Genomic DNA, 15,578 nt, shown 5'->3' on the forward strand with positions numbered 1-15,578 from the left:
GCCTTTATGGGCGTCTTTTTTCGTTGTCTGCAAAGGACTCTTTATCTGATAAGAATAATGCAGTTGGAGATTTGGTACGCTAAAGTTAATGAATGAAATATGGTTAGTTTTTAATATGTGTATTTCTTATTATTGAGACGAAGGGCGGTAAATCGATTGCGTAAAATCTTTGGCTTTATTGTAGTCTGCGCTGTATTACAATTACTATTTGGATGTACGGGATCGTCTAAGCAACGTTCGCCAGAGGAATGGTTGTCGTTATCATATTCGGGCTTAGCAGCAATGGATCAGTATGCATTTACGGGTTCTTTAAGTATAGGGATTGGAGAAGGGGCGATGTTAAAGCCGCAAACGTTTGAAGGTAAGATTGTCAATCACCATCAGTTAACGCTGCAAAGCGAAGGGCAAGATCATATGAAATGGAATCCGGTAAACATACTTAAGTCACTGAAGGAATCAAATGAGAAGGTTGAAATTATTAAAGAAGGTACTGAGAAATCTCTGGGTGCGGATATAATCGTATTGCATGTATGGGAAGATGCCGAAACTGCTAAATTGAGATGGAAAAAAACGCTAACTGAGCAATTGGATCAACTGACGGGTAACAATATAATAGCTGGAAGTGCTACGTCGAACAGCTACAAGACAGTTATTGAGCAATCGAGGAATGAGCTGAACAATATGTTAAATTCGTTAATGGTCGATTCACAGTACGATCTTATAATCGATAAGAAGAAGCTTATACCACTCAAAATGGATGAAAGAACGGCTTTCTCCTATTTCAAGAATGGCCAACAAGCTAATGAATCAAGGCATACGATGATACGTTTCCAATCCTTTGACGGATCGGCTACTGAGGATGCAATAAGTCCAAAATCGTGATAGGATGTTATAGAAAAAAGGTAAGCATCTTAGATAAATTTAACAAAAGGAGTAGATTTTTGTATGCGTGATCCTAGACTAAAAAAGTTAGCACAAAACTTGGTGCAATATTCTATTGATGTTCAGCCAGGAGAAAACGTTCTCATTGATATGATCGGTTCAGAGAAGGAGCTTGCAAAATGTTTGATAGAGGAAGTAGCCAAGCGCGGCGGACGTCCATTTGTTGAACTGAGAGACAATTCCGTTCTTAGAACGCTTCTAACTCATGCAACAAAAGAACAGATTGAGCTGTGGGCCGAGCTTGATTTGGAACAAATGAAAAAAATGCATGCTTATATTGGTGTTCGTTCTGGAGATAACGTTAATGCGCTTTCCGATGTCCCTGATGCTAATATGCGCCTCTATGAGCAACTTTATCGTAATCCTGTACATTCGGAGCAACGTGTCAAAAAAACGAAATGGGTCGTTCTCAGATACCCAAGCCCGTCAATGGCGCAACTTGCAAAAATGAGTACAGAAACATTTGAAGATTTTTACTTTGATGTGTGTAATCTCGATTACAACAAGATGGACAAAGCAATGGACCCATTACAGCAACTGATGAACCGTACTGACCGTGTGCGTATCGTTTCCCCGGGAACAGACCTCACATTTTCGATTAAAGAAATTGGCTCCAAAAAATGCTCTGGTCATCGCAATATTCCTGATGGTGAAGTATTCTCTGCTCCAGTACGTGATTCCGTTCAAGGGACTATTACATACAATGCACCAAGCGTATATGCAGGCACTTCTTTCCAAAACATTTCATTCACTTTTGAAAATGGAAAAATCGTTAAAGCTGAGAGCAACAATAATGAGCGTTTAAATGAAATTTTGGATATGGACGAAGGCTCACGTTATATTGGCGAATTTGCAATTGGTTTTAATCCACATATTTTGCATCCAATGAACGACATATTGTTTGATGAGAAAATCGCGGGTAGTCTTCATTTTACACCTGGACAAGCTTATGAAGAAACAGATAACGGCAACCGTTCTTCTGTTCACTGGGACTTGGTACTTATTCAACGTCCAGAATACGGTGGCGGGGAAATTTATTTCGATGATGTTTTGATCAGAAAAGATGGTATATTTGTTATCCCTGAACTAGAAATGTTAAATCCCGATAATTTGAAATAATAGCAGATGAAGCGTTTTTTTCGCTGTAGCTATTGTAGGATAGAGAATTTCAGGTTATCATTGTGACTAGGAAAGTCTTACTATTTTATTGGAGGGATCTCCCATGTCTAATAACGCAGCAATTGTTGAAATTTCACAAACAGCTAGCCAATTCACTTCATCTATCGTATTGCAAGCAGAAAGCAAATACATCGACGTAAAAAGTATTTTAGGGCTTTTCACTACATTAGTTGGTGGTCATTCCTATGATCTTCACGTACATGGACAAGATGCTGAAGCAGCGAAAAAAGCAATGGCTGATGTATTCGCAAAGCATAATCTTGCCATTAACGTAATCTCGGAATAATCATAATATTGCTACTAGAGGGGCGCTTCTTCTAAAATGAAGGAGCGCTTTTCAGTTTTGTCCTTGTGTAATCGCTTCTTTTCGTCTAATATAAAGAGATAGAAGATGGCGGATACGCGTGAGTGGGGGGAGAAGAATGTCTGCACCAGAGGTTACGGATATTTTGCATGAGAGAGCGCTTCGACTTCTTCAGGAAGACGCGAGTAAAATAGAGAAGCTAATTGAAGTTCAGATGGAAAACTTGACAACTCGTCAATGCCCATTATATGAAGAAGTATTAGATACTCAAATGTATGGCTTCTCAAGAGAAGTAGATTTTGCAGTACGGGCTGGATTAATTGCTGAGCTAGCGGGCAAAGAAATCATTAACAAGCTTGAACGCAATCTAGCAGTATTATACGAAGCTTTGGATCGCAAAGGGTAGTCTCTTCCGAGAGTCTGCCTTTTTTTATGCGCATTATTAAATATCGACAAATTACGATGATCAAAAATATTAGGTCGCCTTGATTCAGGACGCATGTTCTATTACAATGAATATATATGGCATATTAAGGAGTGGATGAAATGACCGAAGACCTTCAAACTGGTATTATCCGTATTTCTGATGATGTTGTGGCTACTATTGCGGGACTTGCGGCACTCGAAACGCCTGGAATAGCTGCTATGTCCGGTGGAATTTCTGAAGGACTTGCGAAACGTCTGAGTGGTAAAAACGTTCAAAAAGGTGTCTCTGTTGAAGTTGGACAATTAGAAGCTGCTATTGATCTGCGTATCATCGTGCACTATGGTATTCCAATTCAAGAAGTTTGTCGCCAATTGCAATTGAATGTACGCGAATCTGTCGAAAATATGACGGGGCTTCAAGTAGTAGAAGTAAATGTTAAGGTTGAAGGCGTTGCCTTCAAAGAGGAAGAGACTGAAGAGCTACAACATCGTTTGAAGTAATGATATCCCCGATATAAAAACGGCACTTCTCGTAAGTTGAGAGGTGCCGTTTTTTGTCGAAATATTTATCGAGAAGATTTTGTTTTTTCTTTTTCTGCTCGTCCTGCTTCTCTTGATATGCTCAAAAGCACACCTACGCTCATTAAACAGACGAGAAGGGAAGACCCCCCATAACTTATGAATGGTAGAGTTACGCCTGTAATTGGAATTGTAGCTGTTACACCGCCTATGTTAACAAAGGCCTGGATGGCGAACAGACCAACAATACCTACCCCAACGACTGTGCCATAAAGATCAGGACATCGTAATGCAACAATTAAACCACGCCATAAAAAAGTGAGATAAAACAACAAAAAGATTGTACTACCTATAAATCCGAACTCTTCGCCTATAATAGCGAAAATAAAGTCATTATAAGCATATTGTAAATAGTGCAGCTTCTGTACGCCTTCGCCGAAGCCGGCTCCAGTTAATCCGCCATGACCTAATGCTTGAAGGGAAGATACGAGTTGCCAAGCACCTTCTTGGGCATTACCGAGCGGATCCATAAACGAAGTGAATCTATCCACTCTATATTTCCATGGATCATAATTAATGGCCATAGAGATACTGGTCATTAATGTCAGAATGACTAGGCCTACCGAGCCAGTGATGAAAACTTGCTTTAAATTAGCACCACCAGCAATAATCATAATCGTAGCACAAGAAGCAAGTACCATACTTGAACCTAGGTCAGGCTGCAACATAATTAAGCCACATACAAAACTAATAATAATAATGACGGGCAGAAGCCCTTTTTTGAAATCGCGGAATTTTTCACCTTTCTTAGCTATGAGTGCACCTAGGTACAATATAATAGCAAGCTTGGCAGGCTCAGTAGGCTGCACACCCAATGACCCTATATTAAACCAGCTTCGAGCTCCGTTAACTTCCTCACTGAAAGGTACAATCATTAACATAATAATGACAGGTACAAATAAGATAGGAAATGCTTTCTTAAACACATGGTAACGGAAGTTCATAAGAAAAAACATGGCGAAAATTCCCAAACCAGCCCATGCGAGCTGGCGTTTAGTGAAATATAATGCGTCGTTTCCAAAATCTTTGGAAACAGCTGCGACACCGGAGCTGGCGCTGAATACCATCACAATCCCAAATCCTACGAGAAGGAGGGTCATGATGAGAAGCAAAAAGTCCGGTCTTCCCCGACTAGCTTTCTGCGCAGCTTTCATGCTGTCCTCGTTAAACGAGCTGCTGCTTTAATTGCTGAAGCCTTTGTGTAGCCGTGTCCATAATATGTTGTGGAACAGGAGATTCATAATCTAAACCATGCGGGAAAGTAGCACGGCCGATATATACTGCTTCAATATTAAGAACCGCATAAGGTGATTCTAGCTTGCCTTCAATTGCACGTGTATTAATGCGAAGAAAATATTCTGAGCCGCTAGCGCGGTCAACAAGCTTCAAATCATATGTAGCGCGATAATATTCCCACTGCCAACGAACGAACCCGACTTTTTCAGCTGAGTCGTCTAGATGGCTCAATTCGCTTTGAACACCGATTAAACCGGAGTTTTCAATAATCATTCCTGGTTCCTCCTAAATTCACAAGACATAGTTGTACATTCTTTACTCATGATAGTATGTTTCCCCAGTCTGTGCAAGCCTTACTCCAAGTCAATTCTATGATGTTCGTGACATTTGTGAGAAATGTACATATCTCCCTTTATATTCTCCAGAAGCTTCCTAAAAGTTACATTAGTCTGCTAAACTATTAAAAACATACTGATTGTTGCTGCAAGTAGGACAAGGGGGTCTGAAGTTATGCTTGATTCTAATGTAGTTTTGAAGCTGCAAGAGATTTATCCGGATATGGTCCGCTGGCGTAGACATCTTCATCAATTCCCGGAGTTGTCGTTTAAAGAGGAAAAGACTTCAAGTTGGATAGCCGATCGTTTGGAAGAGATGGGATGTAGTTTTGAGCGTAATGTAGGCGGATACGGACTTGTTGCGAAAATCATTGGCAGTAAGCCGGGCCCTACTATTGCATTACGGGCTGATATTGATGCTTTACCTATTCAAGATGAGAAAGAGTGCGAGTATGCGTCCAAGATTGCAGGTGTAATGCATGCTTGCGGTCATGATGGTCATACTGCTGTATTACTTGCTGTTGCTAGCTACTATTGTAGACACAAAGAGGAATTGGCGGGAGAAAGGAGACTAATCTTTCAACCTGCTGAGGAAACAACGCCAGGCGGAGCAATTGAGATGATAAGTGACGGTGTACTTGAAGGAGTCGATGCTATTTATGGAATTCATCTTTGGACACCACTCCCGTATGGTAAAGTAGCTTCTAGACCAGGACCGTTTATGAGTTCAGCAGATGAATTTGTTATAGATATTGAGGGGCGCGGTGGTCATGGAGGTTTGCCCCATGAGGCAATAGACGCCATTATCGTTGGCTCAGCGCTAGTACAGGCTATTCAGTCGATTGTAAGCAGGAGCGTTGACCCGCTTCAGCCGGCGGTAGTTACAATCGGCTCCTTCCAAAGTGGCACGACTTTTAACGTCATTGCAGAGAAATGCCAATTGAAAGGGACGGTACGTTCTTTTGATGAGCAGACGCGAATGTTGATTCATGAGCGATTAGAACAGCTTATTAGACATACATGTGAAATGCATGGTGCGACATATAACTACCATATGAGAATAGGTTATCCTCCTGTAGTTAACGATGATCGGGAAGCATCACGCTTTTTTACTGTTGCAGAAAATATGCAAGGGATGGTTGGAGTTATCCAAGCAGAAGCGATTACGGTCGCAGAGGATTTCTCTTATTATTTACAAAAGGTACCTGGGTGCTTTATGTTCGTAGGAGCAGGTAATTCAGATGTCGGAGCAAGTTATCCACATCATCATCCAAAATTTAATTTTGACGAGCGGGCAATGATTCATTCGGCAAGGCTGCTCATCGGAATGGCAGAACATTATACGTTTGAATAAAAATAGAGCTTGTTGTACAAGCGGGAGGACATTTATTTGTCCTCCCACAAGGCAACAAGCTCATTATTTTCATTATATAATTCCGCGGGATCTGGTTCTTGATTGTTCCAAACATTATCTACTTCCCAAATGAGCATTGAAGTCTTACCTTCTGAAGAAATATCTTCACCTGAAAAGACGTAAGCCTTCTCTAACGCGGGCAGCTCAAATGGCTCAAATTTATAGGTTTGGTTGCCACGTACGCTGACGAGTTTCCAACCTTCTAAATCAATAGGCGATGATGTTGTATTCGTTAAAGTAACTAATTCTTCCTCTTTATCAACTTCGATTAGTATGCCCATTTCCTTTGCTTTGTGCACAATAACATCTGTTTGGCTCGTTTCTTTGCCAGAGTTCCAGAGAGCCATCTTGCCCTCCTTAGCTTGTTGCTCCAACTGCTTATATACATTTTCCATTTTCACATTAGGCTCAACGATCATAACCTTTGCTAATCCTTCTTGAAGCAAAACTTCATTTAATATTCGTCCGTCTTTTAACTCAACAATGGCTAAAGTTCGTTCGAATCTGTCCTTAACTTCTTTGTCGAAGCTAAGTTTAACTTCTCCTGATTCCTCGAGTAATTGTTTTGTAAGAGCAGAAGCTTCAGGTCCGTACGCTTCAACCTTAGAATTAGGCTTGACTGTTTCTGGTGTATCGATATAAAGGAGTCTAATTGTATGTTCATCTTTCCCGACATTAATTTTAAAAGTATCACCATCAACATAATTGGAAACATCATACCAAGTATCCGATTTAATTTTATTGGATGGAGCTATAGAAATGGCATTACAACCTGCCAATATAATGACGAGTAAAAGGGTGAATATCGTGAATAAATACTTCATGGAAGGTTGGCCTCCGCTCATAAAAAAGTGTTTTTATAATTACATCTCCACTACTATAACACATGTTACACCCTATAATCGAAACAGTATGTAGGTTTAGAGGGATAAAATGATATAAAACCTTTCATACTGAGGTATAAAGATTGTTATTTATGGGGGTGTGCATGATGATGCAACACAATAAAGCATTAATTGTACAGTCTGATCTAACCATTTTGCTTGATGAAGCAGTGGAATCTTCACATATTGTTCACAGGATAATAAATACATTCGCTGAATCATACAAACGAGTGGGAACTTTACACACTTATCGTGTTACTTCATTAACGTTTTGGAATGCATTAAGTATGGGACAAACCTGTCGTCAAATTGTAGAGCAATTAACGAAACATGCGCGGTATGGAGTTCCATTGCAAGCGATAGCAAAGTTACATGCGTGGTCAAATAGATATGGGAAACTAAAGTTAGTAGCGGAAGGTGATAACTTAATTTTAAATGGTGATCAAGATGTCCTTCTTCAACTAGGTCGATACCCTTCACTTAATGAGTGGATTCGTGAGCGAACAAGCTCTAATCAATGGGAGCTGAAACCAGAATGCAGAGGGTTGTTCAAACAAGAGCTTGGGAAGCTTGGATATCCGGTTATTGATTGGGCTGGTTACCATGAAGGTGAAACGCTCACCGTTCATTTTAGAAGCGAGACAACGAAAGGCCGCTCTTTTTCACTTAGGAAATATCAGAAAGAAGCTGTTGATCAATTCGTCCAAGAAGGCAGCGTGAGCGGTGGAAGTGGTGTCATTGTTCTTCCATGTGGTACAGGTAAGACGATTGTAGGAATTGCTGCATTAGTTAAATTAGGAAGGGCGACATTGATCTTAACGTCCAGTATAACTTCCGCCCAGCAGTGGAGGGATGAGTTGCTGGACAAAACGACCTTGACTGAAGCAGAAGTAGGGTTGCATAAGGGAAAGTCTAGTGAGGTCCGTCCTGTAACAATAGCTACTTATCAATTACTGACCCATCGTAAGTCGAAGGAAATGGGATTTAAACATATGGGACTTTTCTCTGAAAGAGACTGGGGCCTTATTATTTATGATGAAGTGCACCTACTGCCTGCTCCAGTGTTCCGTATGACGGCTTCTATTCAAGCAACTCGGCGACTTGGATTAACAGCAACACTCATCAGAGAGGATGGCTGTGCCGAAGATGTGTATTCTTTAATTGGTCCGAAACAGTATGACATGGAATGGAAATGTGCTGAAGAAGATAGGTATATCTCGTCCGTGAGTTGTACGGAAATAAGAGTTGCTTTGTCTACTTCACAAGAACAAAACTACATGGAGGCTAGCTCAAGGTCAAAACTTAGAATAGCATCTGAAAATAAAAATAAATTAGAAGTGGTTCGGGAACTTCTGAAAAAACATAGTGGAAAACCTACACTTATTATAGGGCAATATTTGCAGCAACTACATGAGGTCGCCAGTTATTTAAATGTTCCTTTACTTACTGGGGAAGTACCACAGGAGGAACGTGTACGTTTATATGAGCAATTTAAATCGGGAGAATCTGCTGTTTTAGTCGTATCTAAAGTAGCTAATTTGGCCGTTGATTTACCTGATGCAGCTGTTGCTATTCAATTATCCGGCAGCTTTGGCTCAAGGCAAGAGGAGGCTCAACGTATTGGGCGGCTTCTTAGACCGAAATCAGGGAACAATGAGGCTTGGTTTTATACACTTGTTACTGAAGGGACAAAAGAAACGGAGTTCGCGCTCAAACGGCAGCTATTTATGCTGGAGCAAGGTTATACGTATGAACATTTGGTCGCTACTATGGATAAGAAGGACGGAAGCTGGGTGTGTGAGGAGGCTACACTTCGATGAAAATAAGTGATGTGATGCAACGGTTGAAGGTGGAGCAAATTGCTCTTTACGAAAAGGCTATAATATGGCGTGAGGCTACTTCTAGAGGATTGTCATGGCAAGAGGCAGTGGTGGATCGCAAGGCAATAGAAGAAGCCGCCCATCTAATGACATCATACGCCTTAGAAGTGTTTAAGCGATATTTACTTTCATTTGGTTCCTCACCTGTTGATGAAGAACGGTTTGTGGCAATGGTAAGGGAGGGATCTTTACTCGCTGGTGCAGAAATCCGTTTAGGTTTGCGGCAATTGGAGGAAGCGGGCTTACTTCTAGCTGTTAGAAAAGTATGGGGAGAAAGAATTATTTTTATTGTTCAAGAAAGCTACGCCATCTGGATGCAGCTGTTGTTTCCCTGCAAAATACCGAACTTCACTTCTTCTAACATGATGCCAATTACGGATAATAACGGGCAGTTCGCCCGGAGGAAAGAAGCTTTTGGGAGAAAGATGTTATATGCGCTAGCTGCTCTGTCAAAATCGGACATGACGCTTACATCAAAAGGAACTCTTCCGAAAAAAACAGTTGCCAAAATGGTTGAGCAAATGGATATGAACGAGGAACCATTCTGTTCGTTTGGCTTGAAATGGGCACACAGTGACGTGTATTCCTTGTTAGCAGCATTTGTACTGGAAGCAGCAGGAGCGATAGGTATTTTGAAGCTTAAGGAAAATATGCTCATAATTGAAGAGGACAACTTGGTTCGTTGGCTTGGTATGAAAGACGAGCATAGAGAGCAGCAATTGATGGAATGGACGTGCAGACAATTGTTTAACTTTGCTGGTGAGCATGCAAAGGCGGCGGCTGCAATGTTGGGGATGGAGAAGGGCCAGTGGTTTAAGGCGTTAGATATTGAATGTTGGTGTAACGGGCTGGAATCTGCTACAGAAGCAAACGACCGTGAGGAGCAGTTTTCAAAAATATGGACAGAGCGTTTCCTCTTGTTGTTTCACGAAATGGGATGGATGGAGCTAGCGGAAATGCATGAGAATGGAGAAGAAAGTCGTGTATTTTGCTGGAATACATTCGAGGCCCCATCTCAAGAGAAATTAATCATTCAACCTAATGGAGAATTAATTGTTATGCCAGGCTGTAGTTTTGATGTGAGGTTTGAACTTGAACTTATAAGTGAACGAATGAACATTGACTCAGTCGTGCTTTACAATTTGACAAGGAAAAGTATAGCAACAGCGATTGAACATGGCCGATCGAAGGAAATGATTATCGGCTTCTTATTAGCGGCTAATTGCGAAGGGGGAATACCAGATTCTGTATTGTCTATGTTAGAGGAATGGACGAAGCGGGCTGGTCGTTTTTGCTTTGCAGAAGTAATGTTACTCCGTTGTGATTCGGTTGAAATGGTAGAATCAGCCCTGCAACTTAAGGAACTGGCACCACATCTCATCGAGCGAGTCGGGGAGGTGGATTTCATTATTGATAGCAGCAAGAAGGAAGATATTCGTCATTTGCTGCAAAAGGCGGGTTATCCCCCTCTAAAGGGAGTTCAAAGGGGATCAGAGAGGACAGTTGTCCAGTATCCTATAGTGGCAAATAGAAGTGGAATGGGACGGTCTGATGAAGCTTTAATGTCATGCAGAAACGATGCAGGATTGTTTCTGTATGAATCATTATCACTTAGCCACTTTGAGCTGGATCAAGACACGATGAAGCAAGAATGGGTTTTGTTCCCGGGAGCAGAACAGCTTCCAACCGTATGGTGGCAGCAACTGCGCAATTATCATGCCTCCACACGCAAAGAATTAATTCAGCAGGCCGTTAACCTCCAAGCAGCTGTTCAATTAAATGTAATGGGCAATCTTCGCACGTTTGTTCCACATCAATTGGAGAAAAGAGGGGAGGAATGGGCGGTGCTGGGTAGATTCTTTTCTGACAATATTGAGGAGAAAAGTAGGCTAACTCCTGACATGTGGGAGGAGATGAAATTACTCATTCCGGATGGCTATTCTATGTAGAACCTCTATCTATTGGCTATCCGTCTATGATATGATAATGTAGTGACAAGCGAATAGAAAAGAGGTGGGTCAATGGCTGTTGCCGAACAATGGACGGCGGCTTCAACCCCGCAAGCGGATGGCGATGGATCTTCGATCGACATGGCATCGCTGCTTTTGTCTGCATATGAAATAGGTGATTGGATTAATGATTCAGCCGAAGTGGCTGACTATTTATATTGGAAGTCTGAAGTTTCTCAGAATGAAGAAGTGAAGATTTTACAGAAGCAGTTTGCTAAAGCAAAGGAATTATTTGAGGAATGCCAACGTTTCGGACGTTTTCATCCGAGCTACAATGAAGCTAAAGATAAGGTGAAATTAATTGAAAGACAGATGGCCAGTGTGGAGTGCATCAGTCGGTTCAAAGCTTCAGAGCAAGTTGTAGATGAAATGCTTTATGAAGTTTCACGTATTATAGCAGAATCTGTGTCCGAGAACATTAAAGTGCCTAGTAACGAAAAAGGTGCTGGAGGCGGTTGCAGCAGTGGCGGTTCTTGTGGCTGCAGCAGCGGTGGTTGCGGATAATAATTTAGAACTTTGTTCATCGGAATTGTTGGAGGAGGGGCGAGCATATGTTGCCGGATCGAACGGGTTTTATTGTATGGGTAAGCGATTTGAAGGCAGCGAGGGCATTGGAAAGGTTTGGAACCGTCCATTACATGTCAAGAAAGCTGCATTATGTTGTATTATATATGAATGCTGAACGTGTAGAAGATTCTTTGAAGCAGATGAACCGGCAATCGTATGTACGTAAAGTAGAACGTTCATATCGTACAGAGATCAAGACAGAGTATAGTAAAGATAGCGAAGATAAAACTAGATTCTATAACGTTTAAACGATATTGAAATGTAAATAACGCTTCTTGGTACATGAAATGTGCCGAGAAGCGTTATTTTTTTGTGTCTATTAACATATTTATACATTAATGGCCTGTCTTTAATTTAATGTTGAAATATCGGATATTCATGGTAGAATGATATTAATCAATAGGAAAAAAGCCCTGGTTCCTTGGGAGGAGTAGGTTGCGAAATGAAGGATAAAATGACAAGAAGATGGAGTACATATGAGTCGTTTTATGTTGATCTAGGCGATAAAAGAGTGGTAGATGTTATTATTACGAACCATGCCAAAAGTCGCTGGTTAGACCGGGTGGAAAGTGAAAAAACCGGATTTGACGATATTGCTGAATATATATGGGAATGTTTAAAAAAAGGCCGTATCGAACCGTACTACCGTAATGAACAGGATGTTTATCTAATTGATGAGGATCTCGTATTCGTAGCTGAGTTCACCGAATCTTTAACTGAAATGGATTTGCTAGGTAATCCATTACATAAGATGATTGTAGTCACATTTCTAGGTCGAATGTCAGAGACTATTGAGCTTAGGGACCTTAAGTCCTATTATTCGTGGTTAAGACATTCTAGAAGAATGACATTAGTAAAAAATAGCCGAAAACGTAAATAATTAAAAAAATTTTTAGAAGAGAAATAATATAATACAAATATTAGAGAAAACGTACGATCGAGTGATGATCATACGTTTTTTATTTGTCGTCATGTAAATAATAATAGATTCTATATAATGTTAAATACCTTTTGGTGGATTTATAATGCTATGAACTTTGTTTGTAGTATAATGGTAACAAGGAAAGGACGGATCGACTATGGCACTTAACTTTCATCAATTACATATTTTTCATACAGTTGCAGAGCGAGGCAGCTTCTCGGCAGCAGCACTATCCCTTCATATGACGCAACCTGCAGTAACGATGCAGGTGCAGTCTTTAGAAGACTATTTTGGCACAAAGCTGTTACAACGCTCTACGAAACGAATCGACCTCACAGAAGCTGGACGAGCATTGATGCCGTTTGCGAAAAGCAGCATTGACTTAATACGAGACACTGATCAAGCGATGTCTGCTTTCACTGAACAATTAAAGGGACGGCTCCAGCTTGGGTCTAGCCTTACAATCGGAGAATATATATTGCCTCGCTTGCTTGGACCTTTCGGAAGAGAGTACCCTCATATTTCCATAAGTATGAAGGTAATGAATACGGCGCAGATTATGGAAGAAATTTTAAACCATCAATTGAACTTTGGTTTGATAGAAGCACCGGTCAACCATCCTGATATGCATATGGAAGCTGTTATGAGTGATGAGCTTAAGTTAGTCGTTCCTAGTAACCATCCATTAGCTGAACGCTCGTCCGTTTCCATTCATGAAGTGATGGAGCATGCTTTCGTGTTGCGTGAACAAGGTTCAGGAACAAGACTTGTCATGGAGGAGCAGCTCATTAAGAAGAAGATAGACCCGGCCAATATAAAAATTGTTATGGAGCTTGGAAGTACGGGAGCAGTCAAGTCTGCAGTTGAGGCAGGACTTGGTATTTCATTTCTTTCAACATCATCGGTTAAACATGAAGTAGCGCTAGGGCTTATCAAAATAGTGAAAGTATCTGACGTAAAATTCCAACGTCAATTTTATTCCATCTATTTGAAGTCGGCTCTTCTGCCGATTTCGGCGGTCACGTTTTTGAGCTTCCTACGAGAGAGAGACCTAAAACAATGGCTATAGTAGAGGGAAGAGCTGATCTGCATACGCATACGACTGCATCGGATGGTCTTCATAGTCCAGCTGAGGTTGTAGGGATGGCAAAGACAGCTGGACTTCACGCCGTGGCGATTACTGACCATGATACGGTAGCAGGTGTAGCTGAAGCGGTAATAGAAGGAGAGCGAATCGGCATAACGGTCATTCCAGGAGTTGAACTCAGTACTGTATCGGAGCGTAAGGAAATTCATTTGCTTGCCTATTTCACCAATAATGATGATCCGTTATGGCAAGAAAGATTGGCACGGCAGGGCAACGCACGAGAACGACGTAATAGTCTAATTGTTGAAAAGCTTCAATCGTTCGGCATAGCTATTTCGTTGGATGAAATAATAGCAATTGGGGCTGAACGCCGTCAAACTAATGAGGCAAGCGAAGCGAATTTCAGTGTTGGCCGTCCACATATTGCGGAGTTGCTAATAAGGAAAGGTATCGTTCAAAGTATGAATGAAGCTTTCGATCGCTTTCTTGCGTCTGGTTCAGCAGCATATGTGGAAGTTCCAAGAGTCCATCCGCTAGAGGCTGTAGAGTGGATTAATGAAGCTGGTGGGGTATGCGTTATTGCGCATCCTGGTCTGTACGATAATGACTCTCTGGTAGAGGATATTATAAGAGGCGGGGCTCGCGGTATTGAGGTGTTCCATTCTGACCACAACTTAGAAGACGAAAAACGGTATAGCTTGCTTGCAAATAAATACAACCTTATTGAAACTGGTGGATCAGATTTCCATGGTGCGAGGCTTGGTAAAAACTATCATGGAGCGATTGGCAGTAAAAGTGTTTCTATTAAAGTCGTGGAACAACTGAGGTCATGCCGGTAAATGTAATTCTAGTACCACATATAAAAGTCACGATCTCTTAGTTACTAAGAAGTCGTGACTTTTTATTGTGAGGAATGCCAAGGAACTATGACTCCTGAGTATTACAATGGTGTTCATTGATACACAGGATGTTTTGATGTATAAAATAATTATCATTTATCAATTACAAGTTTATCAAGATACTCCTCAATCTTAGTTGATGAAACTGCCTCAACTTTAAAGTAATCTGAAACTCTTGTCTCGCCGTTACTATAGGATATTTTTACATACATGGCTTTATAGATCTTTAGCATTTCTCTATCGATTTTTTTTGTATCTAAAATAAGTTCTCTTGATAGCTTTACTCCATTCATTTTACTACCTGGTCCTAAGTTTATTTTCTCTTCAGTATGAATATTTGTTTGAAAAACGTTACTTGTATCTAGCTTGTGAAGCATTTTCGGATCCAGATGAAATGTCATTAATATGTCATTCATAGTATGAGTAGCTTTTTCAATATATATCTCGTACATAATCCTATCTGCGTCTGAATCTTTAGTTAGATCTATTGTTGATATAAACCCATAATCCGATGGTAATTGTGCACTGAAATTGTTGGATTCCATCGCATTTATCATATCATTTTGCTCGGACTCAAACGTAATTTTATTCTCTTCAGTGTTCCCAGATATATTATCTATCGTATCCGTATTTTTCGAGTTACTACATCCCGATTGACTTGCTAGCATTAAAAGAATGATAGATATAACAAATGTTTTTTTCACAGTTCACCTCATTAGTTAACTAAAGTCAGCAAGAAAATGTACTTGCAGACTTTAAATTTGTAGTTTTAGTTAAAGTAATCTTCTGTTGTATATTTTTTTCCTTGCTCATACTGGACTTACCAATATGAAGGGGCTTTAAATGAAATTGAAATTGTGATAGTTCTTCTTTGCTAGCCGAAAAAAGCACGGAGAGTCTAAAGCTCTACGTGCT

17 protein-coding genes are annotated in these 15,578 nt (G+C 40.6%); 13 read left to right on the forward strand and 4 right to left on the reverse strand.

Going from position 1 to position 15,578, the window contains the following annotated elements:
• The first annotated feature begins 156 nt into the window (after positions 1–156).
• The 5 genes from MFF31_RS14560 to MFF31_RS14580 all read left to right on the forward strand — a co-directional run bounded on the left by MFF31_RS14560 (position 157) and on the right by MFF31_RS14580 (position 3,352).
• On the forward strand, positions 157–882 hold the full coding sequence (locus MFF31_RS14560; protein WP_238188840.1) for a hypothetical protein: 726 nt from the start codon (positions 157–159) through the stop codon (positions 880–882).
• Positions 883–945: 63 nt separating this feature from the next.
• The gene (locus MFF31_RS14565; RefSeq protein WP_238188841.1) at positions 946–2,061 is read left to right on the forward strand and encodes an aminopeptidase; all 1,116 of its coding nucleotides are present in this window, start codon (positions 946–948) and stop codon (positions 2,059–2,061) included.
• 103 nt (positions 2,062–2,164) lie between these two features.
• Positions 2,165–2,407, forward strand: coding sequence for an HPr family phosphocarrier protein (locus MFF31_RS14570; RefSeq protein ID WP_238188842.1), 243 nt, complete (start codon positions 2,165–2,167; stop codon positions 2,405–2,407).
• 136 nt (positions 2,408–2,543) lie between these two features.
• A complete protein-coding gene (locus tag MFF31_RS14575; protein ID WP_238188843.1) occupies positions 2,544–2,831 on the forward strand; it encodes an Fpa/YlaN family protein in 288 nt (95 codons plus the stop codon).
• A 140-nt stretch (positions 2,832–2,971) separates the two neighbouring features.
• Positions 2,972–3,352 carry an Asp23/Gls24 family envelope stress response protein gene (locus MFF31_RS14580; protein WP_238188844.1) on the forward strand — a complete coding sequence of 127 codons (381 nt, stop codon included), beginning with the start codon at positions 2,972–2,974 and terminating at the stop codon, positions 3,350–3,352.
• A gap of 65 nt (positions 3,353–3,417) precedes the next feature.
• Here MFF31_RS14580 and ftsW read toward each other — a convergent pair whose 3' ends face one another.
• Together ftsW and MFF31_RS14590 are read right to left on the reverse strand one after the other, a co-directional pair.
• Positions 3,418–4,584 carry a putative lipid II flippase FtsW gene (gene ftsW, locus MFF31_RS14585; RefSeq protein WP_238188845.1) on the reverse strand — a complete coding sequence of 389 codons (1,167 nt, stop codon included), beginning with the start codon at positions 4,582–4,584 and terminating at the stop codon, positions 3,418–3,420.
• A gap of 10 nt (positions 4,585–4,594) precedes the next feature.
• Complete coding sequence (locus tag MFF31_RS14590; RefSeq protein ID WP_238188846.1) at positions 4,595–4,939, reverse strand: YugN family protein; 345 nt, start codon at positions 4,937–4,939, stop codon at positions 4,595–4,597.
• Between the two features lie 237 nt (positions 4,940–5,176).
• Between MFF31_RS14590 and MFF31_RS14595 the strand changes: the two genes are divergently transcribed.
• Positions 5,177–6,355, forward strand: a complete 1,179-nt coding sequence (locus MFF31_RS14595) for a M20 metallopeptidase family protein (protein ID WP_238188847.1) — start codon at positions 5,177–5,179, stop codon at positions 6,353–6,355.
• Between the two features lie 32 nt (positions 6,356–6,387).
• On the opposite strand, the gene MFF31_RS14600 is transcribed toward MFF31_RS14595, so the two are convergent.
• On the reverse strand, positions 6,388–7,239 hold the full coding sequence (locus tag MFF31_RS14600) for a thermonuclease family protein (protein ID WP_238188848.1): 852 nt from the start codon (positions 7,237–7,239) through the stop codon (positions 6,388–6,390).
• Positions 7,240–7,403: 164 nt separating this feature from the next.
• On the opposite strand from MFF31_RS14600, the gene MFF31_RS14605 reads away from it, so the two are divergent.
• The 7 genes from MFF31_RS14605 (at position 7,404) to MFF31_RS14635 (ending at position 14,603) form a co-directional block, all read left to right on the forward strand.
• Positions 7,404–9,119, forward strand: a complete 1,716-nt coding sequence (locus MFF31_RS14605; RefSeq protein ID WP_238188849.1) for a DNA repair helicase XPB — start codon at positions 7,404–7,406, stop codon at positions 9,117–9,119.
• Positions 9,116–11,128 carry a helicase-associated domain-containing protein gene (locus MFF31_RS14610; RefSeq protein WP_238188850.1) on the forward strand — a complete coding sequence of 671 codons (2,013 nt, stop codon included), beginning with the start codon at positions 9,116–9,118 and terminating at the stop codon, positions 11,126–11,128. The genes MFF31_RS14605 and MFF31_RS14610 overlap by 4 nt, the downstream gene beginning before the upstream one ends.
• Positions 11,129–11,200: 72 nt before the next feature.
• Positions 11,201–11,692 (forward strand): YlbF/YmcA family competence regulator, encoded by a 492-nt coding sequence (locus MFF31_RS14615; protein WP_238188851.1) that lies wholly within the window; start codon positions 11,201–11,203, stop codon positions 11,690–11,692.
• Positions 11,693–11,739: 47 nt separating this feature from the next.
• On the forward strand, positions 11,740–12,003 hold the full coding sequence (locus MFF31_RS14620) for a YlbG family protein (RefSeq protein ID WP_238188852.1): 264 nt from the start codon (positions 11,740–11,742) through the stop codon (positions 12,001–12,003).
• A 194-nt stretch (positions 12,004–12,197) separates the two neighbouring features.
• Entirely contained in the window at positions 12,198–12,635 is a 438-nt protein-coding gene (locus MFF31_RS14625; protein WP_238188853.1) for a hypothetical protein, read from the forward strand.
• Positions 12,636–12,834: 199 nt separating this feature from the next.
• Positions 12,835–13,746: a selenium metabolism-associated LysR family transcriptional regulator gene (locus MFF31_RS14630; RefSeq protein WP_238188854.1), complete on the forward strand. Its 912-nt coding sequence runs from the start codon at positions 12,835–12,837 to the stop codon at positions 13,744–13,746.
• Positions 13,737–14,603: a PHP domain-containing protein gene (locus MFF31_RS14635; RefSeq protein ID WP_238188855.1), complete on the forward strand. Its 867-nt coding sequence runs from the start codon at positions 13,737–13,739 to the stop codon at positions 14,601–14,603. Before MFF31_RS14630 ends, MFF31_RS14635 begins: the two co-directional genes overlap by 10 nt.
• A gap of 152 nt (positions 14,604–14,755) precedes the next feature.
• Here the strand turns inward: MFF31_RS14635 and MFF31_RS14640 are convergent, their stop codons facing one another.
• Complete coding sequence (locus MFF31_RS14640; protein WP_238188856.1) at positions 14,756–15,367, reverse strand: hypothetical protein; 612 nt, start codon at positions 15,365–15,367, stop codon at positions 14,756–14,758.
• Positions 15,368–15,578 lie beyond the last annotated feature (211 nt).

The organism is Paenibacillus sp. L3-i20, from assembly GCF_022180385.2.
In the GTDB taxonomy this organism is placed as follows: Bacteria; Bacillota; Bacilli; order Paenibacillales; family Paenibacillaceae; genus Pristimantibacillus.